This window comes from Pseudomonas fontis, assembly GCF_028656955.1.
Lineage (GTDB): Bacteria > Pseudomonadota > Gammaproteobacteria > Pseudomonadales > Pseudomonadaceae > Aquipseudomonas > Aquipseudomonas fontis.
In genome coordinates this window covers 1-24129 of the sequence record NZ_JAMDGY010000007.1, presented here as the reverse complement: position 1 = coordinate 24129, position 24129 = coordinate 1, and the positions used below count along the sequence as shown (strand labels likewise).

Below are 24129 nucleotides of genomic sequence, written 5' to 3'. Positions count from 1 at the left end.
AGTATGCACGGATTCCAAACAGCGCCAATTTAGACTTTGTGACAATTAATAAGTGAGCGTCGGCCGGCAGTGATCTAAGCCTCATGAGTGAGGTTGGCTCAGGAGTGGCGGATTATGCGCGCAGGGATGTTCGCGCTTGCACTCGGGCTGTTGAGCCTGGGGTGGTTGCCCGTGTTGCCGTCGGTCGGTTGGCTTGTGTTGCTGGCGGCGCTCGGGGTGGTTTGTTTAGGTGTCCGTCGGTACGTGGTGGGGTTGTTCCTGCTGGGTTTGTGTTGGGCATGTGTCTCGGCGCAGGGCGCGCTGGATGAGCGTTTGGGCGCGCAGCTGGACGGTCGCACCCTGTGGCTGGAAGGGCTGGTGGTGGGGCTGCCGACGCAAGACGTTGGTTCGGTGCGCTTCGAGTTGGCCCAGGCCAGTTCGCGGCGGGCGCAGTTGCCCGCGCGTATACGCCTGAGCTGGTATGGCGGGCCGCCAGTGCAGAGTGGCGAGCGCTGGCGCCTGGCAGTCAATCTGAAGCAGCCGCAGGGGCTGCTCAATCCGCACGGCCCGGACTTGCAGGCCGGCCTGCTGGCGCGACGTATCGGTGCCCTTGGCAGCGTGAAGGCCGGGGAACGGCTGGCGCCGGCCTCGGCGGCCTGGCGTGATGGTCTGCGCCAGCGGCTTTTGGGTGTTACTGCGTTTGGTCGCGAGGGTGCGCTGGCCGCCTTGGTACTGGGGGACGGCGCTGCGCTTTCGCGTGAAGATTGGCAGGTACTGCAGGCTACCGGCACCGTGCACCTGATGGTGATCTCGGGTCAGCATGTCGGGCTGCTGGCGGGGCTGGTCTATGCGCTGGTGGCCGGCTTGGCGCGGGTTGGCGGGTGGCCGCGAAGGTTGCCGTGGTTGCCTTGGGCCTGCGGCTTGGCGTTTGCGGCGGCGCTGGGCTACGGCCTGCTGGCCGGGTTCCAGGTGCCGGTGCAACGCGCCTGCATCATGCTCGCAGTGGTCCTGTTGTGGCGTTTGCGCTTTCGTCATCTCGGCTTCGGCCTGCCGTTGTTGATCGCGCTGAATGGGGTTTTGCTGGTGGAGCCGCTGGCTAGCCTGCAACCCGGGTTCTGGCTTTCATTTACGGCGGTGGGCGTGCTGATTGTGGTGTTCAGCGGCCGGCTTGGGCGCTGGGCGCCCTGGCGGGCCTGGACGCGGGCGCAAGGCTTGATCGCCATCGGGCTGTTGCCGGTGCTGCTGGCTTGGGGCCTGCCGATCAGCCTCAGTGCGCCGCTGGCCAACCTGGTGGCCGTGCCGTGGATCAGTGTGATGGTGGTGCCGCTGGCCTTGCTGGGTACGCTGCTGTTGCCGGTGCCCTGGCTTGGCGAGAACCTGCTGTGGATAACCGGCGGCCTGCTTGAGCTGTTGTTCGTCTTTCTCGGCTGGGTAGCCGCCTGGCAACCCGCCTGGATTCCCATTGCCTTGCCGACCTGGTCCGGGTTGCTGGTGTGCCTGGGCGCCGCACTGGTTTTGCTGCCCCGTGGCCTGCCCATGCGTGTTCTGGGTATCCCGCTATTGTTGTTTGCCGGGTTCACGCCGCGAGATGAAGTGCCACAAGGTCAGGTGGATATCTGGCAGCTGGACGTGGGGCAGGGGCAAGCTTTTGTGTTGCGAACCCGTGACCACGCGATGCTGTACGACGCCGGGCCGGCATTGGCGAACATCGACCTGGGCGAGCGCATCGTCGTGCCGACGCTGCAGCGCCTCGGCGTTCGCCAGCTGGACCTGATGCTGATCAGCCACTCGGATGCTGACCACGCCGGAGGTGCGCTGGCTGTTCAGCGAGACATGCCGGTTGCTCGGGTGATGGGGGGCACGCACGACCTGCCGGATGCGTTGCAGGCACGGCCCTGTGAAGGCGATGAGCAATGGCAGTGGAATGGTGTGCGCTTCAGCGTCTGGCGCTGGCAGGGTGCCGGTGACAGCAATCAGGGCTCCTGCGTGCTGCGGGTAGAGGCGGGTGGTGAAACCCTGCTGTTGACCGGCGATATCGATGCCCGCGCCGAGGCCGCCTGGCTGCGCGGGCCGATGGCCGGCCCGGTGGACTGGCTGCAAGCACCGCACCACGGTAGCCGCACGTCATCCAGTCAAGCCTTTGTTGAGGTGACGGCCCCCAGGGCTGTGCTGATCTCCCGTGGCCGCTACAACAATTTCGGCCACCCGCATCCGCAGGTACTCGCGCGTTATGCTGCCCAGGGCATTGCGGTCTATGACAGCGCGCACCTGGGAGCCATTCACCTGCGCCTGGGCAGCGGTGAATCCGCACAGGGGCTGCGCCAACAGCGCCGATTCTGGCGTGAGCCGACATGACGCTGTTCGGCCGAACGGCCCCCTATGGTAGAGTGGCGAACTTTTTCGAGGGGATCCGAACCGTGTGGGAATTGGTCAAGTCCGGTGGCTGGATGATGCTGCCGATCATCCTGAGTTCCATTGCTGCGATGGCAATTGTTGCCGAACGCCTGTGGACCCTGCGCGCCAGTCGCGTGACGCCGCCCCACCTGCTGGGGCAGGTCTGGCGCTGGATCAAGGACAAGCAGCTCACCAGCGACAAGCTCAAGGCCCTGCGCGCCGATTCGCCGCTGGGCGAGATTCTCGCGGCCGGCCTGGCCAACTCCCGCCATGGTCGCGAGATCATGAAGGAGTGCATTGAAGAGGCCGCCGCGCGAGTGATCCACGAGCTGGAGCGCTACATCAATGCACTGGGCACCATTGCCGCGATGGCACCGCTGCTGGGCCTGCTAGGTACCGTGCTGGGCATGATCGACATCTTCAGTGCGTTCACCGGCTCTGGCATGACCACCAACGCGGCAGTGCTGGCCGGTGGTATCTCCAAGGCGCTGATCACCACGGCCGCAGGCCTGATGGTCGGTATTCCGGCAGTGTTCTTCCACCGTTTCCTGCAGCGTCGCATCGACGAGTTGGTGGTGGGCATGGAGCAGGAAGCGATCAAGCTGGTCGAAGTGGTCCAGGGTGATCGTGATGTCGACCTGGGCGAGGGCAAGGCGTGAAATTCCGGCGCAAGCCACGGGAGACCGTGGACATCAACCTGGCGTCGCTGATCGACGTGGTGTTCATCCTGTTGCTGTTCTTCGTGGTGACCACTACCTTCACCCGCGAAACCCAACTGCGCGTCGAACTGCCCGAAGCGGTCAGCGGCGCGCCCGCCCCGGACAGCGAGCAGAAGCAGCTGGAAATCACCATCAGTGCCGAAGGCGTGTACTCGATCAACAACCATCTGCTGCCCAAGAGCGACCTGGCCACGCTGACCGAAGCGCTGGCCAAGGAATCGAACGGCGACACCAAGATGCCCTTGTCGATCAGCGCCGATGGCAAGACGCCGCACCAGGCGGTGGTAACCGCCATGGACGCGGCCGGCAAGCTGGGCTTCAGCCAGCTGCGCATGACCACGGTCGAGGCTGCGCCGGGGGCACCTTAAATGGCATTCGCCGATCGTCTGCTGGAGGCCTGGTATACCGGCCATCCAACCCTCAACCTGCTGCGTCCGCTGGAAGCGCTGTACCGCCGTGTCGTGCGCGGCAAGCGTGAGCGCTTCCTGGCGGGGCAGGGCGAGATCTACCGTGCGCCGGTGCCGGTGCTGGTGGTGGGCAATATCACGGTGGGCGGCACCGGCAAGACCCCGCTGATCCTGTTCCTGATCGAACACTGCCGTCAGCGTGGCCTGCGCGTGGGAGTGGTCAGCCGTGGTTATGGTGCCACGCCGGCGCAGTTCCCCTGGCGGGTGCGGGCTGACCAGTCAGCTGCCGAGGCCGGTGACGAACCTTTGCTGATCGTGCAGCGCACCGGTGTGCCGCTGATGATCGACCCTGATCGCGGTCAGGCCGTGCGCGCCCTGCTTGCGGCCGAACCACTGGACCTGATCCTGTGTGATGACGGCATGCAGCACTACCGCCTGGCCCGCGACCTGGAGCTGGTACTGATCGACGCGGCGCGTGGGCTGGGCAATCGCCGTTGCCTGCCGGCGGGGCCACTGCGTGAGCCGGTCGAGCGCCTGGCTGAAGTCGATGCGGTGCTCTACAACGGCGCCCAGGCAGACTGCGACGACGGTTTCGCCTTCACCTTGCAGCCCACCGCACTGGTCAATCTGCGCAGCGGTGAGCGCCGCGCGCTGGCGCATTTCCCGCCTGGCCAGGCGCTGCACGCCGTGGCCGGCATTGGTAACCCGCAGCGTTTCTTCAACACCCTGCAAGGGCTAGACTGGCGGCCTGTGCCACACGCATTCGCCGATCACGCGGTGTTCAGCGCCGAAGCCCTGAGTTTCACACCGGCGCTGCCGCTGGTCATGACGGAGAAGGACGCGGTGAAATGCCGGGCCTTCGCGGCCGATGACTGGTGGTACCTGGCGGTCGATGCACGGCCTTCACAGGCGTTTGTCGACTGGTTTGACGCCGCACTGCAACGCCTGCTGCCGGCACCGCCGCAGCCCTGACTCTTTCTTTTTCCGGCCACAGGCCTGAGGAATTTCCATGGACACCAAATTGCTCGATATCCTCGCTTGCCCGATCACCAAGGGCCCGCTGAAGCTCAGCGCCGACAAGACCGAGCTGATCAGCAAGGGCGCCGGCCTGGCCTATCCGATTCGCGACGGCATCCCGGTGATGCTGGAAAGCGAAGCGCGCACCCTGACCGACGACGAGCGTCTGGACAAATGAGCCTGACGTTCACCGTGGTCATTCCGGCGCGTCTGCGTTCGACCCGCCTGCCCGGCAAGCCGCTGCTGCCGATTGCCGGCAAGCCGATGATCCAGCATGTCTGGGAACAGGCACGCAAAAGCAGCGCCTCGCGCGTGGTGATTGCCACCGACGATGCCAGCATCGTTGCAGCCTGCGAGGCGTTTGGCGCCGAAGTGTTGCTGACCCGTGACGACCACGAGTCGGGCACCGACCGCCTGGCCGAAGTGGCCGCCAAGCTGGGCCTGGCGGCAGACGCCATCGTGGTCAACGTGCAGGGCGACGAGCCGCTGATTCCGCCGATGATCATTGATCAGGTCGCCGCCAACCTCGCCGCTCACCCGGAAGCGGGCATCGCGACCCTGGCCGAGCCGATCGAACACATCGACGTGCTGTTCAACCCCAATGCCGTCAAGGTCACCAGTGACAGCAATGGCCTGGCACTGACCTTCAGCCGTGCACCGTTGCCGTGGGCGCGTGATGCGTTCGCGCAGAGCCGTGACCAACTGCCGGCGGACGTGCCATATCGCCGCCACATTGGCATGTATGCCTACCGTGCCGGGTTCTTGCAGGACTTCGTTGGCTGGGGCCCGTGCTGGTTGGAAAAAACCGAGGCGCTGGAGCAGTTGCGTGCCCTGTGGCACGGCGTGCGCATTCACGTGGCAGATGCCCTGCAAGCCCCGCCTGTGGGTGTCGACACCCCGGAAGACCTGGAGCGCGTTCGGCGCTTGCTGGAGGCCTGATGCGGGTTTTGTTTGTCTGTCTGGGCAACATCTGCCGCTCGCCGACGGCTGAGGGCGTACTGCGCCATCAGTTGCAGGCAGCGGGCCTGGCCGATCAGGTCGAGGTTGCGTCGGCCGGGACTGGTGACTGGCACGTCGGCAAGCAGCCGGACAGCCGTACCCGGCGTGCCGCGCTGTTGCGTGGCTATGACCTGTCGGCGCAGCGCGCCCAGCAGGTGAGTCGCGACGACTTCAATTCCTATGACCTGATCCTGGCCATGGACAAGAGCAACCTGCGCGACCTGAAGGCCTTGCAGCCTTCTACCGGCAAGGCCGAGCTGGACCTGTTCCTGCGTCGGTACGACGGCGCAGTGGAGGAGATGCCAGACCCTTACTACGGTGGCGAGCAGGGCTTCGAGCGGGTACTGGACCTGGTCGAAGCAGCATGCGAACGCCTGGTTATCGAATTGAAGGGGCGGCTATGAGCGCGCAAGTGCAGTCCGATGTTTCGCTCAAACCGTTCAATACTTTCGGCATCGAGGTCAAGGCGCAGCATTTCGCCCAGGCCCACAGCGATGACGAAGTGCGCGAGCTGCTGGCCCACGCGGCAGCACGGCAATGGCCGGTACTGGTCATTGGCGGTGGCAGCAACCTGCTGTTGACTGCTGATATCCAGGCGCTGGTATTGCGCATGGCCAGCCGCGGAATTCGCGTGGTGGCCGATGACGGGCAGCAGGTCATCGTTGAGGCCGAGGCAGGTGAGCCTTGGCACCCGTTTGTGCAGTGGACCCTGGACCACGGCATGGCCGGGTTGGAGAACCTCAGCTTGATCCCCGGTACCGTAGGCGCTGCGCCCATGCAGAACATCGGTGCCTACGGGGTCGAGATCAAGGATGTGTTCGTTGGCCTGACGGCGTTGGACCGGCAGACCGGTGAAGTGTGCGAGTTCGATCTTCAGGCCTGTGGCTTTGCTTACCGCGACAGCGTGTTCAAGCGTAGTCCGGGTCGCTGGTTGATCTTGCGCGTGCGTTTTGCGTTGAGCCGCGTGACGCAGTTGCACCTGGACTATGGTCCGGTGCGTCAGCGCTTGAGCGAGCAGGGTATCGATCAGCCGAGCGCGCAGGATGTGAGTGCGGCGATCTGCAGTATTCGTCGGGAGAAGTTGCCCGACCCTGCCGAGTTGGGCAATGCCGGGAGCTTCTTCAAGAACCCGGTGGTACCGGCGGTGTTGGCTGAGCACATTCGCCTGACGCATCCGGCGCTGGTGGGTTATCCACAGGCCGATGGGCAGGTGAAGCTGGCGGCTGGCTGGTTGATCGAACAGGCGGGCTGGAAAGGCTATCGCGATGGCGATGCCGGGGTGCACCAGAAGCAGGCCCTGGTGTTGGTCAATTATGGCCAGGCTAGTGGTGGGCAGTTGCATGGGCTGGCGCAGAAGATTCAGCGCGACATCCTTGAGCGCTTTGGCGTTGCGTTGGAGATGGAGCCGAACCTGTACTGACAGGAAAATGTGTCTGTGGGAGCGGGCTTGTCCCGCGATGAGGCCCGCAAGGCATAAAAAAGCCCCGCCAGTTTGCACTGGCGGGGCTTTTTATTCAGCCGTTGGAATCAACCCAGAGGTTTAGGCTCTTCGGTGGTTTCCAGGGCTTTTTCTTCTACCGCTTCAGCCGACTTTGCAGCCGCTTCCGCTTCACGCTTGCGACGACGCACTTCACGTGGGTCGTTCGGTGCGCGACCGTTTGCCAGCATCACAACCGGGGCTTCAACCACTTCCGGCTCGACGGCCGGGGCTGCTTCCTCAACGACTGGTGCAGGCTCGGCAACGACCGGCTGGGCTTCTTCGACGACGACTGCGGCAGGCGCTTCAACAACCACTTCTGGCTCGCGTGGCGCTTCAACAACCGGCTCGGCAACAACAATCGCTTCAACAGCCGCTTCAACCGGGGCAGCTTCTACCACTGGCTGCGGTGCGATTTCGACCACTGGCTCGAAGCTCGGTTCGAACGCTGCAACAGGCTCGCTGACCGGCTGCTCGACCACAGGGGCGATGAACACCTCTTCGGCGATAGCGACAGCTTGAACGATCTCGACTTCGGCGACTGGCTCGGCAGGGGCTGCCTCGACAACGGCTTCGACGATCTCGCTGCGCTCGACCACTTGCAGTGCTTCGACGGCAACAACCGGTGCAGTCTCTTCAACCGCAGCAGTAGCGCGTTCGGCTTGAACGTTGGCTTGGGCTTCGGCATCGGCGCTGATGTTGCTGGTCGCAACAGCAGCAGTCACGGCCAGGCCGGCAGCCAATTCAACGCCAGTTGGTTCGTTGTCTTCTTCGGCGCCATCTTCGGAGCCTTCAACAACGTTGCCGTTGGCATCACGCTGACGCTCACGACGGTTGCTGCGACGACGCTGACCGCGGGAGCGACGACGAGGGCGATCGCCTTCGGCGCCTTCCTGGTTCTCGTCCTGCAGCAGTTCTTCGTTTGGCAGTTGCTCTTCAACAGTCTCGTCGACCGGTTCGGCCGGACGTGGCTGGCGCTCTTCGCGTGGTGGGCGCGGTGCGCGTTCTTCACGAGGCGCGCGCTCTTCACGTGGTGCACGTTCTTCACGAGGAGCACGCTCTTCACGCGGTGCACGCTCTTCGCGTGGTGCGCGTTCTTCACGTGGAGCACGTTCTTCGCGCGGAGCGACCGGTGCTACGGCGTCCAGTGGCTCACGCAGTTCACGGACCGGACGGTCTTCGCGGGAGCGACGGTCTTCGCGAGGGGCGCGTGCTGTGCGCTCTTCACGCGGTGCACGTTCTTCGCGAGGGGCACGTTCTTCACGTGGCGCACGCTCTTCGCGAGGGGCACGCTCTTCACGTGGTGCGCGCTCGGCACGTTCTTCACGCGGCTTGCGATCGTCATCACGACGGCCATTGCGGTTGCGGCTCTGCTGGCGACCGTTGCGGCGTTCTTCATTGCGCGCAGGGCGCTCGCTGGCAGGCTTCTCGGCAACCACGGGAGCAGCAGGCTCTTCCTTGCCGGCGAACAGGCTGACCAGCGACTTCACCAGGCCTTTGAACAGGCTTGGCTCTGGAGCAACGTGAACGACCGGTGCGGCTGGCTGAACGGCTTCCGGTGTAGCTGGAACCGGTGCGTTGGCGCGGGCCGGAGCGGTCTTGACCGCGGCTTCCTGGCGAACCAGGGTGCGGGTAGCGGCCGTCGGCTGGACTTCTTCGGTTTCGGTCGAAGCGATTTCGTAGCTGGACTGGCTGTTCAGCGCTTCCGGGCTGTCGTCGCGCAGACGCTGCACTTCGAAGTGCGGGGTTTCCAGGTGGTCGTTCGGCAGAATGACGATACGGGCCCGGGTACGCAGTTCGATCTTGGTGATCGAGTTGCGTTTTTCGTTGAGCAGGAACGCCGCGACCGGGATCGGCACCTGGGCGCGGACTTCGGCAGTGCGGTCCTTCAGGGCTTCTTCTTCGATCAGGCGCAGGATCGCCAGCGACAGCGATTCGACGTCACGGATGATGCCGGTGCCGCTGCAGCGTGGGCAGACGATGCCGCTGCTTTCGCCCAGGGAAGGACGCAGGCGCTGACGGGACATTTCCAGCAGGCCGAAGCGCGAGATGCGGCCCACTTGAACGCGGGCACGGTCGGCTTCCAGGCACTCGCGGACTTTCTCTTCCACGGCGCGCTGGTTCTTGGCTGGGGTCATGTCGATGAAGTCGATCACGATCAGGCCGCCGATGTCGCGCAGACGCAGTTGGCGGGCGATTTCCTCAGCCGCTTCCAGGTTGGTCTGCAGGGCGGTTTCCTCGATGTCGCTACCTTTGGTGGCGCGCGCCGAGTTGATGTCGATGGAGACCAGGGCTTCGGTCGGGTCGATCACGATCGAGCCGCCGGACGGCAGGTCAACGACGCGCTGGAAGGCGGTCTCGATCTGGCTTTCGATCTGGAAACGGTTGAACAGCGGAACGCTGTCTTCGTACAGCTTGATCTTGCTGGCGTACTGCGGCATCACCTGGCGGATGAAGGTCAGGGCTTCTTCCTGGGCATCGATGCTGTCGATCAGCACTTCGCCGATGTCCTGGCGCAGGTAGTCGCGGATGGCGCGGATGATGACGTTGCTTTCCTGGTAGATCAGGAATGGCGCGGCACGATCCAGCGAGGCTTCCTTGATGGCGGTCCACAGTTGCAGCAGGTAGTCCAGGTCCCATTGCATCTCTTCGCTGCTGCGGCCCAGGCCGGCAGTGCGAACGATCAGGCCCATGTCGGCAGGCGCGACCAGGCCATTGAGGGCTTCGCGCAGTTCGTTGCGCTCTTCGCCTTCAATGCGACGCGAGATGCCACCGGCACGTGGGTTGTTCGGCATCAGGACCAGGTAACGACCGGCCAGGCTGATGAAGGTGGTGAGGGCTGCGCCTTTGTTGCCGCGCTCTTCTTTCTCGACCTGGACGATGACTTCCTGGCCTTCGCTGAGCACTTCCTTGATGTTCACCCGGCCTTCAGGTGCCTTCTTGAAGTATTCGCGGGAGATTTCCTTGAGGGGCAGGAAGCCATGACGCTCGGAGCCGAAGTCGACGAAAGCGGCTTCCAGGCTAGGTTCGATGCGAGTGATCCGGCCCTTGTAGATGTTGGCCTTCTTCTGCTCGCGGGCACCCGATTCGATGTCCAGGTCGTAAAGGCGCTGGCCATCTACCAGAGCAACACGCAACTCTTCGGGTTGAGTTGCGTTAATCAGCATTCTTTTCATGTAATACCGTCGGTTTCCGGGCTGCCGGAAACGGCGTTCGGCACACACGACTTCTCACGGTCGGTGTCAGGGTGCGTCAGGGGTGGCGGGGCCATCCCGTGTCCAGCGGCTTGCGGTGGCCTGGTAAACCAGAACTGCCGAAGTCGCGACGACGCGTCCTGCTAGCTGTGGTGTCAAATGCACTCAGTCAGGAGGAGGAATCAGCCTTCGGCCGTGGATACCCACCGGGCATCTTGATCAAGACCGGGTTCGGTCGCGGGGCCAGGGGCCTGTGGACTGAACGCAGTACTACACGGTCCGACGGTTGTGCATCTCCACCCTACACGTATCCCTGATAATTCGGGTGCTGCCGCGCGCTGAATCCGCAACGGGTTGCATTTATCGCCAGCTCCGTACGAGAGCTCGCGCATTTATGGCTAAGGCTTGTATTTCCGAAGCATCCGCCACGACTGCGTGAAAGCGACTGCACTGAAAGAGTGGGCATCGAAAAAAACGAAAGGGGAGGGCCAAACACCGCTCTTTTTTCTTTTTTATCGGTCTTCTCTCATCGGCGCTGGTGGCGATTCCAGGCAATTCTGTAAACTGGCAAAAGCCCCGTCGGACGGCCTCGCGTCCTGGAGAATTGCGTAGGTCAGGGCCGGCTCAAAGCCATTGGTCCGCTGGCCAGCCGCTTTTGGCGGCGTTCGCGACTATAGCAGCAATCATTAAGTGCTTCAAATCCATAAAAAATTGTTATGATTCGCAAATGACGACTACTGCCCCTCCGACCTCCGGCGTCCAGCTGATCGAGGTCGCGCCGGAACTTGCCGGCCAACGAATCGATAATTTCCTCATCACCAAACTCAAGGGTGTTCCCAAGACCTTGATTTATCGCATTTTGCGCAAAGGCGAAGTGCGGGTGAACAAGGGAAGGATCAAGCCCGAATACAAACTGCAGGCCGGCGACATCGTGCGCGTGCCGCCCGTTCGTCTGCCCGAACGCGATGAACCGGCGCCGGTGGCGCAAGGTTTGCTTCAGCGTCTTGAAGCGGCCATTGTCTATGAAGACAAGGCCCTGATTGTGCTGAACAAACCTGCCGGTATCGCCGTGCATGGCGGTAGCGGCCTGAATTACGGGGTGATCGAAGCCTTTCGTCAGATGCGTCCGGATGCCAAGGAACTGGAGCTGGTACACCGGCTTGATCGCGACACGTCCGGCCTGCTGATGATCGCCAAGAAACGCAGCATGTTGCGCCACCTGCATGCCGCCCTGCGCGGTGACGGCGTCGACAAGCGCTACATGGCGTTGGTGCGTGGCAACTGGGCGACCGCCAAGAAGCAGGTCAATGCGCCGTTGCTCAAAAGCAACCTGCGTTCCGGTGAGCGCATGGTCGAGGTGAATGACGAGGGCAAGGAAGCGCTGACCCTGTTCCGCGTGCTGCGCCGCTTCGGCGATTTCGCCACCATGGTCGAGGCGCGTCCGATCACCGGGCGTACTCACCAGATTCGCGTGCATGCCCTGCACGCCGGGCATTGCATTGCCGGCGACAGCAAGTACGGCGACGAAGACTTCTCCCGTGAAATTCGCGACCTGGGCGGCAAGCGCCTGTTCCTGCATGCCTACGCACTCACCGTGCCGCTGCCGGATGGTGGCGAGATCAAGCTTGAGGCGCCGGTCGACGAAATGTGGGCAAAAACCGTGGAGCGTTTGAGTGCGCCGTGATTACGACCTGCTGATCTTCGATTGGGACGGCACGCTGGCGGATTCGATCGGCCGTATCGTCGAGGCGATGCATCGCTCGGCTGAGCGTGCCGGCTACCCGCTGTGCAGTGATGAGGCCATCAAGGGCATTATCGGCCTGGCCCTGCCGGAGGCAATCAGTACGTTGTATCCGCAGTTGGATGAAGTGCAGGTCATGGCCTTCCGTCAGCACTATGCTGACATCTATATGGCCTTGGATGTCGAGCCATCGCCGCTCTATCCCGGCGTTGCCGAGGCACTGCAGGCGTTTCGTGACGAGGGTTACCGGCTGGCCGTGGCCACTGGCAAGGCGCGTCGCGGGCTTGATCGAGTGTTGCGGGCCAATGGCTGGGAAGACTTTTTCGACATCACCCGTGCTGCCGATGAAACACGTGGCAAGCCACATCCGCTGATGCTCGAGGAAATCATGCTGCACTGCCAGGTGTCGGCTGCGCGCAGCCTCATGGTGGGTGATTCGGCATTCGACTTGATCATGGCAAGCAATGCGGGTGTTCACTCGGTTGCCATCGGTCATGGTGCAATGTCGCTCGATGCGTTGAGCGTTTATGCACCACAGTTGTCCATTGAACACTTTTCCCAGCTGCACCCCTGGTTGAACCGGGCGGCGGCTGGAATCATTCCAGGGTAGGTGAGCATGACTGACGAGTGGAAGGCGCCAAGCGCCGAAAACAACGAAGATCAAAAAAGCTGGAAGCTGCTGGAAAAAACGCTTCTGGCAGGCGTCCAGGAGCAGCGCCGTGCGCGGCGCTGGGGGATCTTCTTCAAGCTGCTGACCTTTGTTTACCTGTTTGGCATGATCGCGTTGTTCACGCCGCTGATGGATGTGGAGAAGTCGGCTGCGCGCAGCGCCAGCCACACCGCTGTCATCGATGTGGCGGGGGTGATTGCCGACAAGGAGCCCGCCAGTGCCGAGAATATCATTGCCAGCCTGCAGGCCGCCTTCAAGGACCCCAAGACCAAGGGTGTGATCCTGCGGATCAACAGTCCGGGCGGCAGCCCAGTGCAGTCAGGTTATGTCTACGATGAAATCCGTCGTCAGCGTGCCGAGTATCCGGCGATCAAGCTGTACGCGGTTATCAGCGACCTGGGTGCCTCGGGTGCGTACTACATTGCCAGTGCCGCTGATCAGATCTACGCCGACAAGGCCAGCCTGGTCGGCTCCATCGGTGTGACGGCGGCCGGCTATGGCTTTGTCGGTACGATGGAGAAGCTGGGGGTTGAGCGTCGTACCTACACCTCGGGTGAGCACAAGTCGTTCCTTGATCCGTTCCAGCCAGAAAAGCCGGAGGAAACCCGTTTCTGGCAAAGCGTGCTGGACACTACCCATCGTCAGTTCATCGCCAGCGTCAAGCAGGGGCGTGGCGAGCGCCTGAAGGACAAGGACCATCCGGAGCTGTTCAGTGGCCTGATCTGGTCGGGTGAGCAGGCGCAGCAGTTGGGGTTGGTGGATGGCCTGGGCAGCACCGACTACGTGGCGCGTGAAGTGATTGGCGAGAAAACGCTGGTGGACTTCACTGTGGAGGAGTCGCCGTTTGATCGCTTCTCCAAGCGCCTGGGTGCCAGCGTTGCCGAGCACCTGGCGATGTGGATGGGTTTCCAGGGCCCGACATTGCGCTGATCCATGCGTGATGAGAAAGCCGGCCCATGGGCCGGCTTTTTTGTGGCTCAGGGAATGCTCACGCCTTCGTGCAGGAGCATGTCCACCAGGCGGATCAGTGGCAGGCCTACCAGGCTGGTGGCGTCACAGCCGTGGGTGGACTGGAACAGGCTGACCCCTAGGCCTTCGCACTTGAAGCTGCCAGCGCAGTCGTAAGGCTGCTCGGCGAGCAGGTAGCGTTCAATGCGCGCCAGGTCGAGCTCGCGCATGTGTACGGTAAACGGCACGCAGTCGACCTGGCACAGCCCTGTGCTGCTGTTGAGCAGGGCTACGCCGGTGAGGAAGGTGACCTGGTTGCCGCTGGCCGAGAGCAATTGCTCGCAGGCCTTGTCATGAGTGTGCGGTTTGCCGAGAATCTGCTCGCCGAGCACCGCGACCTGGTCCGAGCCGATGATCAAGTGGTTGGGGTGGCTGGCCGCGAGGGCCTGGGCCTTCTCCCGTGCCAGGCGCTTGACCAGCTCAAGCGCGGGCTCTTCGCCGATGCGTCGCTCGTCAATGTCGGGTGCGGCCCAGTCGAAAGGCAGTCGCAGGCGTGCCAGCAATTCGCGCCGATAAGGGGAGCTGGAAGCCAGTAATAAAGGCAGCATAATGAACTCCTGAGCAGGTCCGGCGATTCTAACATGCTGAACGGGACGGAATTTCCTTTGACAGAGGCGGGGGGCATCCCTAGAATGCTGCGCCTATGTTGAATGACCCGATTCCACCTCACGTTGACCCGCGCAAATTGGCCGATCGTGGCGTTTCTCTCGAAGGAACGTTGCAGCTCGCCGATTTGGAGAGACTCTGCGACCCGCTTTCCGATAATGTCGGTACGGTGCAGGCTAAATTCGATTTTGAGCGAGACGAGCAGAAGGCTGTGATTATTCACACCGAACTCGACGTCGAGGTCAAAATGGTTTGCCAGCGTTGTCTTGAGTTGGTCACCCTGCCGATCCACAGCGAAAGTACTTACGCTGTGGTGAAGGAGGGTGCGAATACCCAGTCGTTACCGAAAGGTTATGACGTGCTGGAACTGGGCGAAGATCCTTTGGATCTGCAGGCCTTGGTCGAGGAAGAGCTTCTGCTCGCCTTGCCTATCGTGCCTGCTCATCATCCGGAAGAATGCCAGCAGCCGGCGGGCGCCGACGAGCCCGAACCGAGCAAGGACGAGGTACCACGGTCCAACCCGTTCAGTGTATTGGCGCAGTTAAAGCGTGACCCAAACGTTTAGGAGTTAATCAATTATGGCTGTTCAGCAGAACAAAAAATCCCGCTCTGCCCGTGACATGCGCCGTTCGCACGACGCCCTCTCGGAAAACGCTCTGTCCGTAGAGAAAACCACTGGTGAAGTGCACCTGCGTCACCACGTATCGCCAGAAGGCGTATACCGTGGTCGTAAAGTGATCGACAAGGGCGCTGACGAGTAATCCTTGTCCGCTCAGATCATCGCGATTGACGCAATGGGCGGGGACTTCGGTCCCCGCAGCATTGTTCAGGCAAGTATTGCTTGTCTGTCGGCTACCCCCTCGCTACACCTGACCCTCGTCGGTCAACCCTCCCTCCTTGAAGATCTGATCGCTGGCCAATCGGCAGCGGATCGCGCGCGCCTGCACATTGCACCGGCCAGCGAAGTGATCGGCATGGACGAGCGGCCCTCCCAGGCGTTGCGTGGCAAGCCCGATTCGTCAATGCGCGTGGCCCTCGAGTTATTGCGTGATGGCAAGGTTCAGGCCTGCGTCAGTGCCGGCAACACCGGTGCGTTGATGGCCCTCTCGCGTTATGTGCTCAAGACCCTGCCGGGTATCGACCGGCCAGCAATGGTCGCAGCCATTCCAACCCAGACCGGCTATTGCCAGTTGCTCGACCTGGGCGCGAATGTCGATTGCAGTGCCGAGCACCTGTATCAGTTTGCCGTGATGGGCTCGGTCGCCGCCCAGGCGCTGGGTATTGCCCGGCCGCGTGTGGCGCTGCTCAATGTCGGCACCGAAGACATCAAGGGTAACCAGCAGGTCAAGCTGGCCGCCAGCCTCTTGCAGAACGCCCGTGGCCTCAACTACATCGGCTATATCGAAGGCGATGGCGTGTACCGTGGCGAGGCGGATGTGGTGGTGTGCGACGGCTTTGTCGGCAATATCCTGCTCAAGTCCAGCGAAGGCCTGGCAACCATGATCGGCGCACGCATCGAGGCGCTGTTCAAGGGTGGCCTGGGCGCGCGCATGGTCGGCGCCATGGCCATGCCCCTGCTCAAGCGCCTGCAGGCAGACCTCGCGCCGGCGCGACATAACGGCGCAAGCTTTCTGGGGTTGCAGGGGATTGTGATAAAAAGCCACGGCTCGGCCGGCGTGCAGGGTTTCCAGAGTGCCATTCAGCGTGCGCTGATCGAAATTCAGGAGAACCTGCCGCAGCGTTTGCACGGGCGCCTGGAGGACTTGCTCCTTTAGGTATCCGGTGCGGGAAGTGGTTAAATGTGACTGCTCGGTTCTCGTTACCATCCAACTGTCAGTTTCTGGTGCTCAGCCTAGGCTGGGCGCTTATTTCCGACGACAAGATCATTAGGGGCTTGTTCAATGTCTGCATCCCTCGCATTCGTCTTTCCCGGTCAAGGTTCGCAGTCGCTTGGCATGCTTGCCGAGCTGGGCGCCCAGTACCCGCTGGTAATCGACACCTTCCGTGAGGCCTCCGAGGCTCTGGGCTATGACCTCTGGGCCCTGACCCAGAACGGCCCGGAAGAACAACTGAATCAAACCGACAAAACCCAGCCTGCCATCCTGACCGCCTCCATCGCCCTGTGGCGCTTGTGGCTGGCCGAAGGCGGCGCGCGTCCGGCATTCGTTTCCGGCCACAGCCTGGGTGAGTACAGTGCCCTGGTGGCTGCTGGCAGCTTGAGCCTGGCCGATGCGGTCAAGCTCGTCGAACGCCGCGGTCAACTGATGCAGGAGGCCGTACCGGCCGGGCAGGGCGCCATGGCGGCGATCCTCGGCCTGGACGATGCTGATGTCGTCGCCATCTGCGCCGAAGCGGCGCAGGGTGAAGTGGTCAGTGCGGTGAATTTCAACTCGCCGGGCCAGGTGGTCATCGCCGGTGCCAAGGCCGCTGTCGAGCGCGCCATGGAAGCCTGCAAGGCCAAGGGCGCCAAGCGCGCGCTGCCATTGCCGGTCAGCGTGCCGTCGCACTGCGAGCTGATGCGTCCGGCCGCCGAGCGTTTTGCCGAGTCGGTCAATGCGATTGACTGGCAGGTTCCGCAAATTCCGGTAGTGCAGAACGTCTCTGCGGCAGTGTCGGCGGATCTGGCCACGCTCAAGCGCGACCTGCTGGAGCAGCTGTACAAGCCGGTCCGTTGGGTCGAATGCGTCCAGGCGCTGGCTGCGCAAGGCGCGGTGAACCTGGTCGAGTGTGGCCCGGGCAAAGTCCTGGCCGGCCTGAACAAGCGTTGTGCCGATGGTGTGACCACCTACAACCTCAATACCCCGGATGCTTTCGCCGCCGCCCGTGTGGCGCTGGCCTGAATTAGGAGATGCTTGCATGAGCCTGCAAGGTAAAGTTGCACTGGTCACCGGCGCAAGCCGTGGCATTGGCCAGGCGATTGCCCTGGAACTGGGTCGTCTGGGCGCTACCGTCATCGGTACCGCTACCTCCGCCTCGGGCGCCGAGCGTATCGCCGCGACCCTGAAGGAACACGGCATTGCCGGTACCGGCCTGGAACTCAACGTCAACAGCGATGAGTCGGTTAGTGCCACGTTGGCAGTCATCCAGGAGCAGTTCGGTGCGCCGACCATCCTGGTCAACAACGCCGGCATTACCCGCGACAACCTGATGATGCGGATGAAGGACGACGAGTGGTTTGATGTCATCGACACCAACCTGAACAGCCTCTACCGTCTGTCCAAGGGCGTGCTGCGTGGCATGACCAAGGCACGCTGGGGTCGTATCATCAGCATCGGCTCTGTAGTGGGTGCTATGGGCAACGCCGGCCAAGTCAACTATGCTGCGGCCAAAGCTGGCCTGGAAGGCTTCAGCCGCGCCCTGGCGCGTGAAGTCGGCTCCCGTTCCATCACGGTCAACTCGGTAACCCCGGGCTTTATCGACACCGATATGACCCGCGAGCTGCCGGAAGCGCAGCGTGAAGCGCTGCAAACCCAGATTCCGCTGGGCCGTCTGGGCCAGGCTGATGAGATCGCGAAAGTGGTTGCATTCCTGGCTGGCGACGGTGCAGCTTACGTGACCGGCGCTACTATCCCGGTCAACGGCGGGATGTACATGTAATTAACCTGCAGCTTAATGTGACGGATTGCTTCAAAAAAATGTCATACGAGCGGTCTAAAATCCGTTATAAAGCTGCAACCAGATTCTAGTCAGCAGGTGGGTGTTGGGTTCGAGGGGCGCGTTACGCTTGAAAAGCAGGCGTCTTTCTATAAACTTACACACCGGCCAGCTGCCTGACTTATGTCCATTAGGAGTGAAAACAAGGTATGAGCACCATCGAAGAACGCGTCAAGAAAATCGTCGCCGAGCAACTGGGCGTTAAAGAAGAAGAAGTGACCAACGCTGCTTCGTTCGTTGAAGACCTGGGTGCCGATTCCCTTGACACCGTTGAGCTGGTGATGGCTCTGGAAGAGGAATTCGAGACCGAAATCCCTGACGAAGAAGCCGAGAAGATCACTACTGTTCAAGCTGCTATCGACTACGTCACCAGCCACCAGGCTTAAGACGTTGTAGTCGTCGCTTCTTGTCATGGAAAAACCGCACTGCCTTTGCCGGCGTGCGGTTTTTTCTTTGCAAGAGATGTAGACATTCAGAATAAGGAGAGTGCTGTGTCGCGTAGACGCGTCGTGGTCACCGGTATGGGTATGCTGTCGCCATTGGGCACGGATGTGCCAAGCAGTTGGCAAGGCATTCTGGCTGGCCGCAGTGGCATTGGTCTGATTGAGCACACGGACCTGTCTGCCTACTCCACCCGTTTTGGCGGCTCGGTCAAGGGCTTCGAAGTTGAGCAGTACCTGTCGGTCAAGGAAGCCCGCAAGCTCGATCTATTTATTCAGTACGGCCTGGCAGCCGGGTTTCAGGCCATGCGTAACTCAGGCCTGGAAGTCACCGACGCCAACCGTGAGCGCATCGGCGTGGCCATGGGTTCGGGCATTGGCGGCCTGACCAATATCGAAGAAACCAGCCGGACCTTGCATGATCAAGGCCCGCGGCGCATTTCGCCGTTCTTCGTGCCAGGTTCGATCATCAACATGATTTCCGGCTTCCTGTCCATCCACCTGGGTGTACAAGGGCCTAACTACGCTATCGCCACGGCGTGTACCACCGGTACGCACTGCATTGGCATGGCGGCGCGCAACATTGCCTTCGGCGAAGCCGATGTGATGATTGCCGGCGGCGCCGAAATGGCGGCCTGCGGCCTGGGCATGGGGGGCTTTGGTGCTTCCCGTGCGCTGTCGACCCGCAATGACGAGCCTACCCGTGCCAGCCGTCCGTGGGACAAGGGCCGTGATGGTTTCGTGCTGTCCGACGGTGCCGGTGCGCTGGTGCTTGAAGAACTCGAACATGCCAAGGCACGTGGCGCGACCATCTATGCCGAGCTGGTTGGCTTTGGCATGAGTGGCGATGCGTACCACATGACCTCGCCACCGGACACCGGTGCCGGCGCAGCGCGCTGCATGGCCAATGCCTTGCGTGATGCTGGCGTCAATGCGGGCGAGGTGAACTACATCAATGCCCACGGTACCTCCACCCCTACGGGTGACTTGGCCGAAGTGGCAGCGATCAAGTCGGTGTTTGGCGAGCATGCCTACAAGTTGGCGGTCAGTTCGACCAAGTCGATGACCGGTCACCTGCTGGGTGCTGCCGGCGCGGTCGAGGCGATCTTCAGCGTGCTGGCAATCAACAGCCAGGTGGCTCCGCCGACCATCAACCTGGATGAGCCAGACGAAGGCTGCGATCTGGACTTCGTACCGCATTCGGCGCGCAACATGCCGATCGATGTGGTGCTGTCCAACTCCTTCGGCTTTGGTGGTACCAACGGTTCGCTGGTGTTCCGCCGGTTCGCTGATTGATGCACAGCTGGATCGATGGCCTGCCGGCAGACGCAATCGCGTTGCAAAGCCGGGGGCTGGCCTATGGCGATGGTCTATTTGAGACCATCGGCGTGGTTGCCGGTCGGCCATCGCTGCTCGAGTATCACCTCGAGCGCCTGGCGCTGGGTTGCCAGCGCCTGGCGATCAGCGCGGACCACGCGCTGGTTCGCGCAGAGCTTTGTCGTTACGCCCAGCTACTGGGCGATGGCGTGCTCAAACTGATTCTTACCCGTGGCGACAGCCAGCGCGGCTATGCCGCTGCGGCGGGCGCTGCGCCACGGCGTATCCTGCAAGCCAGCCCTTTCCCTGCGTACCCTGCGGCCCATGCTGAACAGGGCGTACGCCTGTTTGCGTGTCGTACGCGTCTGGCGGAGCAGCCATTGCTTGCTGGCTTGAAACACCTGAACCGCCTGGAGCAGGTGCTGGCCCGCAACGAGTGGCAAGACCCGGCCTACGCCGAAGGCTTGATGTGCGATCAGTCAGGGCGGGTCATTGAGGGGGTCTACAGCAATCTGTTTCTGCTCAAGGACGGTGTGCTGCTCACGGCTGGCCTGGCCCGTTGCGGGGTTGCCGGCGTGATGCGCGCTGCCTTGCTGGACTCTGCGCCGGATCATGGCATTGCGACACAGGTTCGCGACTTAACCCTGCAAGACCTGGCTCAGGCGGATGAAGTCTTCCTCTGCAACAGCGTCTATGGCCTTTGGCCGGTTCGTGCATTTGAGTCGCTGAACTGGTCGCCGGGCCCGCTCACCCGTAAACTGCAGGCCATTGCCCGTACGCTACTGGATACCTGATTCGTGAGACGTAAATTATTGCTGCTGCTGGAAGCCGGGTTGATCCTGGCCGGCCTCGCATTGGGGTTCTCGGCCTGGAAGGTGTACTCGGCCCTTGAGCAGCCGCTTAAAGTGTCCCAGGAGCAATTGCTCGACGTGCCGACCGGCACCAACCCCAACCGCATGTTCTACAGCATGCAGGCCCAAGGCCTGGTGGATGACGCATTCTGGTTGCGCCTGTACTGGCGCTTCAATATGGCGGGTGTGCCGTTGCACACCGGTGAATACCGGCTGCAGCCAGGCATGAACGTGCGTGAGCTGTTTGAAACCTGGCGCCGTGGCGATGTGGTGCAGTACAACCTGACGCTGGTCGAGGGCTGGAATTTCCGCCAGGTGCGCGCGGCGTTGGCCAAGCATGAAAAAATCGAGCACACCATCGATGGCCTGAGCGACAGCGAAGTAATGGACAAGCTCGGCCACCGCGGTGTGTTCCCTGAAGGGCGGTTCTTCCCGGACACCTATCGATTTGTGCGTGGCATGAGCGATGTCGAGTTCCTGCAGCAGGCCTATACGCGCCTGGAAGACGTGCTGGCCAAGGAATGGAGCGCGCGCCCGGCCGAGTTGCCGTACCGCGACCCCTACCAGGCGCTGATCATGGCATCGCTGGTCGAGAAGGAAACCGGCGTGCCGCAGGAGCGTGCGCAGATCGCCGGGGTGTTCGTGCGTCGCATGCAGATCGGCATGCTGCTGCAGACCGACCCGACCGTGATCTACGGCATGGGCGAGCGCTACAACGGCAAGATCACCCGCGCCGACCTGCGCGAAGCGACCCCCTACAACACCTATGTCATATCCGGCCTGCCGCCGACGCCGATTGCCATGGTCGGTCGTGAAGCGATTCACGCCGCGCTCAATCCGCAACCCGGCAGCAGCCTGTATTTCGTCGCTCGTGGTGATGGCAGCCATGTGTTCTCGGATGACCTGGACGGGCACAACTCGGCCGTGCGCGAGTACCAGCTCAAGCGCCGCACTGACTATCGGTCGAGCCCGGCACCGGCACCGGCACCTGATGCTGCGCCCGTCGAGTCTGCTGCTCCCGAGCAGCCGACAGAAGCGGCGCCTGCTGAGCCAACCCCCGACGATTCCACCGCGCAATAACCCAAAGAGTAAGGACTGCCTGTGAGCGGCTTGTTTATCACCCTGGAAGGCCCGGAAGGCGCCGGCAAAAGCACCAATCGCGAGTACCTGGCCGAGCATCTTCGTCAGGCGGGTCTGGATGTGCTGCTGACCCGCGAGCCGGGCGGCACGCCGCTGGCTGAGCGTATCCGCGAGCTGCTGTTGGCCCCCAGTGACGAAAAAATGGACGCCGACACCGAGCTGTTGCTGGTGTTTGCTGCGCGTGCCCAGCACCTGGCTGAAGTCATTCGCCCGGCCCTGGCGCGGGGCGCGATTGTCCTGTGCGACCGTTTCACCGATGCGACCTACGCCTACCAGGGTGGCGGTCGTGGCCTGAGTGTCGAGCGTATCGCGATGCTTGAGCAGTTTGTCCAGGGCGCCTTGCGTCCGGACCTGACCCTGGTCTTCGACCTGCCGGTCGAAGTGGGCCTGTCCCGCGCGGCGGCCCGTGGCCGGCTGGACCGTTTCGAGCAGGAAGGCCAGGCATTCTTCGAGGCAGTGCGCCAGGCTTACCTGGAGCGCGCCAAGGCTGAACCGGCGCGCTATCGCCTGGTCGATGCCGCGCAGACCCTGGCGCAGGTCCAGCAGTCGCTGGATCGCCTGTTGCCGGAGATTCTGGAGCGTTGCCGTGGCTGAGGCCTACCCGTGGCAGGAGGGGCTCTGGCAGCAATTGGCCGGACGTACCCAGCATGCCCACGCCTATCTGCTGCATGGCCCGCAAGGCATTGGCAAGCGAGCGCTTGCCGAGCGCCTGATGGCCCTGCTGCTATGCCAGCGGCCGCAAGGCCTGCATGCCTGCGGGCAGTGCAAGTCGTGCATGCTGCTGGCGGCTGGCAGCCACCCGGACAACTATGTATTGGAGCCTGAAGAGGCAGACAAGCCGATCAAGGTCGACCAGGTTCGTGACCTGGTCTCGTTCGTGGTACAGACGGCCCAGTTGGGAGGCCGCAAGGTCATCCTGATCGAACCCGTCGAAGCGATGAACATCAATGCGGCCAACGCCTTGCTCAAGAGCCTTGAGGAGCCGTCGGGCAACACCGTGCTGTTGCTGGTCAGCCACCAGACCAGCCGTTTGCTGCCGACCATCAAGAGCCGCTGCCAGCAGATTGCCTGTCCACTGCCCAGCCTTGCGCAGAGCCAGGCCTGGTTGGCGGGCGCATTGCCTGAGAGCGACGAGCAGACGCGAGACGAGTTGCTCACGCTGGCTGCCGGCTCGCCATTGATGGCGCTCAGTTTGCAGGCCCAGGGTGTGCGCGAGCAGCGGGCACAGGTAGTTGAAGGGGTGAAAAAGCTGCTCAAGCAACAGCAGTCGCCGACGCAATTGGCGGAGTCGTGGAATGCCATTCCGTTGTTGCTGTTGTTCGACTGGTTTTGCGACTGGTCGAACCTGGTACTGCGCTATCAATTGACCCAGGACGAAGACGGGTTAGGCTTGAGCGATATGCGCAAAGTGGTGCAGTACCTTGCGCAGAAAAGCCCGCAGGGCAAGGTGCTGGAGATCCAGGACTGGATTCTCGGCCAGCGCCAGAAGGTCTTGTCCAAGGCCAACCTCAATCGCGTGTTGCTGCTTGAAGCGCTGCTGGCCTCCTGGTCGATGTTGCCCGGCCAGCGTTGAGTTGGCCGTTTTCCTTATTTCTTCACAGTGTTGTCAGAAACCATGCTTGTAGATTCCCATTGCCACCTGGACCGCCTCGACCTCGCCGCGCATGACGGCTCACTGGATGCTGCACTGGATGCGGCGCGGGCCAAGGGTGTCGGGCACTTCCTGTGCATCGGCGTCAGCGCCGACAACGCCGCCCAGGTCAAGGCGCTGGCTGAGCGCTATGCCGATGTCGATTGTTCGGTGGGTATCCATCCGCTGGACCTGGCGCCCGGAGAGGCGCCAGCGCTGGATTGGCTGCTGACCGAGCTTGACCACCCCAAGGTGGTAGCGATTGGCGAGACCGGCCTGGATTACCATTACGAACCGGAAGCGGCCGAATTGCAGCAGGCCTCTTTCCGTCTGCACCTGGAGGCTTCACGGATTACCGGCAAGCCGGTGATCGTGCACACCCGCGCGGCGCGGGCCGACACCTTGGCGCTGTTGCGTGAGGCGTCGCTGCCACAGGCGGGCGTGTTGCATTGCTTCACTGAAGACTGGGACATGGCCAAGGCTGCGTTGGACCTTGGCTATTACATCTCGCTGTCGGGCATTGTCACGTTCCGCAATGCCGATGCCTTGCGCGATGTTGCGCGGCAGGTGCCGGCGGATCGCTTGCTGGTGGAGACCGACTCGCCCTACCTGGCGCCGATTCCTTATCGCGGCAAGCCGAACCTGCCGGAGTACGTGCGTGAGGTGGCGGAATTTGTCGCCATGGTGCGTGGGGAAAGTTTCGAGCAGTTGGCGGCGCAGACCACGGCGAATTTCCAGCGGCTGTTCCCGTTGGCGCACGTGGTCGCCTCACGAGGCTAGCCCCTCGGTAGCCGCTGCCGCAAGGCTGCGCTCGCCTGCAACGCAGGCGCGGCTTTTTTGGAGCCCTACGGACTCCAGCGCAGCCTGCGGCAGCGGCTTGTATCTC

25 protein-coding genes are annotated in these 24129 nt (G+C 62.4%); 23 read left to right on the top strand and 2 right to left on the bottom strand.

What is annotated here, in order from left to right; all coding sequences use genetic code 11:
- Positions 1-114 precede the first annotated feature (114 nt).
- The 8 genes from M5G11_RS01305 (at position 115) to murB (ending at position 6935) form a co-directional block, all read left to right on the top strand.
- Entirely contained in the window at positions 115-2334 is a 2220-nt protein-coding gene (locus M5G11_RS01305) for a DNA internalization-related competence protein ComEC/Rec2 (RefSeq protein WP_273911914.1), read from the top strand.
- Positions 2335-2396: 62 nt separating this feature from the next.
- Positions 2397-3032, top strand: a complete 636-nt coding sequence (locus M5G11_RS01300; protein ID WP_273911915.1) for a MotA/TolQ/ExbB proton channel family protein — start codon at positions 2397-2399, stop codon at positions 3030-3032.
- Positions 3029-3460 carry an ExbD/TolR family protein gene (locus M5G11_RS01295; protein ID WP_273911916.1) on the top strand — a complete coding sequence of 144 codons (432 nt, stop codon included), beginning with the start codon at positions 3029-3031 and terminating at the stop codon, positions 3458-3460. Before M5G11_RS01300 ends, M5G11_RS01295 begins: the two co-directional genes overlap by 4 nt.
- Positions 3461-4471, top strand: a complete 1011-nt coding sequence (gene lpxK, locus M5G11_RS01290; protein ID WP_273911917.1) for a tetraacyldisaccharide 4'-kinase — start codon at positions 3461-3463, stop codon at positions 4469-4471.
- A 37-nt stretch (positions 4472-4508) separates the two neighbouring features.
- Positions 4509-4694 (top strand): Trm112 family protein, encoded by a 186-nt coding sequence (locus M5G11_RS01285; RefSeq protein WP_003247142.1) that lies wholly within the window; start codon positions 4509-4511, stop codon positions 4692-4694.
- Positions 4691-5455 carry a 3-deoxy-manno-octulosonate cytidylyltransferase gene (kdsB, locus tag M5G11_RS01280; RefSeq protein WP_273911920.1) on the top strand — a complete coding sequence of 255 codons (765 nt, stop codon included), beginning with the start codon at positions 4691-4693 and terminating at the stop codon, positions 5453-5455. Before M5G11_RS01285 ends, kdsB begins: the two co-directional genes overlap by 4 nt.
- Complete coding sequence (locus M5G11_RS01275; RefSeq protein ID WP_273911921.1) at positions 5455-5919, top strand: low molecular weight protein-tyrosine-phosphatase; 465 nt, start codon at positions 5455-5457, stop codon at positions 5917-5919. Before kdsB ends, M5G11_RS01275 begins: the two co-directional genes overlap by 1 nt.
- Positions 5916-6935, top strand: coding sequence for a UDP-N-acetylmuramate dehydrogenase (gene murB, locus M5G11_RS01270; protein WP_273911922.1), 1020 nt, complete (start codon positions 5916-5918; stop codon positions 6933-6935). Before M5G11_RS01275 ends, murB begins: the two co-directional genes overlap by 4 nt.
- 107 nt (positions 6936-7042) lie before the next feature.
- Here the strand turns inward: murB and rne are convergent, their stop codons facing one another.
- The gene (gene rne, locus M5G11_RS01265) at positions 7043-10168 is read right to left on the bottom strand and encodes a ribonuclease E (RefSeq protein WP_273911923.1); all 3126 of its coding nucleotides are present in this window, start codon (positions 10166-10168) and stop codon (positions 7043-7045) included.
- A gap of 745 nt (positions 10169-10913) precedes the next feature.
- On the opposite strand from rne, the gene rluC reads away from it, so the two are divergent.
- From rluC to M5G11_RS01250, 3 genes are read left to right on the top strand one after another with little or no spacing between them, the layout of a single operon-like run.
- Positions 10914-11870, top strand: coding sequence for a 23S rRNA pseudouridine(955/2504/2580) synthase RluC (gene rluC / locus M5G11_RS01260; protein WP_273911924.1), 957 nt, complete (start codon positions 10914-10916; stop codon positions 11868-11870).
- The gene (locus M5G11_RS01255) at positions 11860-12537 is read left to right on the top strand and encodes an HAD-IA family hydrolase (RefSeq protein ID WP_273911925.1); all 678 of its coding nucleotides are present in this window, start codon (positions 11860-11862) and stop codon (positions 12535-12537) included. Before rluC ends, M5G11_RS01255 begins: the two co-directional genes overlap by 11 nt.
- Before the next feature lie 6 nt (positions 12538-12543).
- Positions 12544-13527: a S49 family peptidase gene (locus M5G11_RS01250; protein ID WP_273911926.1), complete on the top strand. Its 984-nt coding sequence runs from the start codon at positions 12544-12546 to the stop codon at positions 13525-13527.
- A gap of 47 nt (positions 13528-13574) precedes the next feature.
- Here the strand turns inward: M5G11_RS01250 and M5G11_RS01245 are convergent, their stop codons facing one another.
- On the bottom strand, positions 13575-14153 hold the full coding sequence (locus M5G11_RS01245; RefSeq protein WP_273911927.1) for a Maf family protein: 579 nt from the start codon (positions 14151-14153) through the stop codon (positions 13575-13577).
- Between the two features lie 95 nt (positions 14154-14248).
- Between M5G11_RS01245 and M5G11_RS01240 the strand changes: the two genes are divergently transcribed.
- The 12 genes from M5G11_RS01240 to M5G11_RS01185 all read left to right on the top strand — a co-directional run bounded on the left by M5G11_RS01240 (position 14249) and on the right by M5G11_RS01185 (position 24023).
- Positions 14249-14776, top strand: coding sequence for a YceD family protein (locus tag M5G11_RS01240; RefSeq protein ID WP_273911928.1), 528 nt, complete (start codon positions 14249-14251; stop codon positions 14774-14776).
- Between the two features lie 13 nt (positions 14777-14789).
- Entirely contained in the window at positions 14790-14972 is a 183-nt protein-coding gene (gene rpmF / locus M5G11_RS01235) for a 50S ribosomal protein L32 (RefSeq protein WP_010223221.1), read from the top strand.
- A 3-nt stretch (positions 14973-14975) separates the two neighbouring features.
- Entirely contained in the window at positions 14976-15986 is a 1011-nt protein-coding gene (plsX, locus tag M5G11_RS01230; RefSeq protein ID WP_273911929.1) for a phosphate acyltransferase PlsX, read from the top strand.
- A gap of 126 nt (positions 15987-16112) precedes the next feature.
- Complete coding sequence (gene fabD, locus M5G11_RS01225; RefSeq protein WP_273911930.1) at positions 16113-17051, top strand: ACP S-malonyltransferase; 939 nt, start codon at positions 16113-16115, stop codon at positions 17049-17051.
- A 16-nt stretch (positions 17052-17067) separates the two neighbouring features.
- A complete protein-coding gene (fabG, locus tag M5G11_RS01220) occupies positions 17068-17808 on the top strand; it encodes a 3-oxoacyl-ACP reductase FabG (protein ID WP_273911931.1) in 741 nt (246 codons plus the stop codon).
- A gap of 206 nt (positions 17809-18014) precedes the next feature.
- Positions 18015-18251, top strand: a complete 237-nt coding sequence (acpP, locus tag M5G11_RS01215; protein WP_016779952.1) for an acyl carrier protein — start codon at positions 18015-18017, stop codon at positions 18249-18251.
- A 105-nt stretch (positions 18252-18356) separates the two neighbouring features.
- Complete coding sequence (gene fabF, locus M5G11_RS01210) at positions 18357-19601, top strand: beta-ketoacyl-ACP synthase II (RefSeq protein ID WP_273911932.1); 1245 nt, start codon at positions 18357-18359, stop codon at positions 19599-19601.
- Positions 19601-20416, top strand: coding sequence for an aminodeoxychorismate lyase (gene pabC / locus M5G11_RS01205; RefSeq protein WP_273911933.1), 816 nt, complete (start codon positions 19601-19603; stop codon positions 20414-20416). The genes fabF and pabC overlap by 1 nt, the downstream gene beginning before the upstream one ends.
- Before the next feature lie 3 nt (positions 20417-20419).
- Positions 20420-21553, top strand: coding sequence for an endolytic transglycosylase MltG (gene mltG, locus M5G11_RS01200; protein ID WP_273911934.1), 1134 nt, complete (start codon positions 20420-20422; stop codon positions 21551-21553).
- 21 nt (positions 21554-21574) lie between these two features.
- Positions 21575-22207, top strand: coding sequence for a dTMP kinase (gene tmk / locus M5G11_RS01195; RefSeq protein ID WP_273911935.1), 633 nt, complete (start codon positions 21575-21577; stop codon positions 22205-22207).
- Positions 22200-23186 (top strand): DNA polymerase III subunit delta', encoded by a 987-nt coding sequence (locus tag M5G11_RS01190; protein WP_273911936.1) that lies wholly within the window; start codon positions 22200-22202, stop codon positions 23184-23186. The genes tmk and M5G11_RS01190 overlap by 8 nt, the downstream gene beginning before the upstream one ends.
- Before the next feature lie 42 nt (positions 23187-23228).
- Positions 23229-24023, top strand: coding sequence for a TatD family hydrolase (locus tag M5G11_RS01185; protein ID WP_273911937.1), 795 nt, complete (start codon positions 23229-23231; stop codon positions 24021-24023).
- Positions 24024-24129 lie beyond the last annotated feature (106 nt).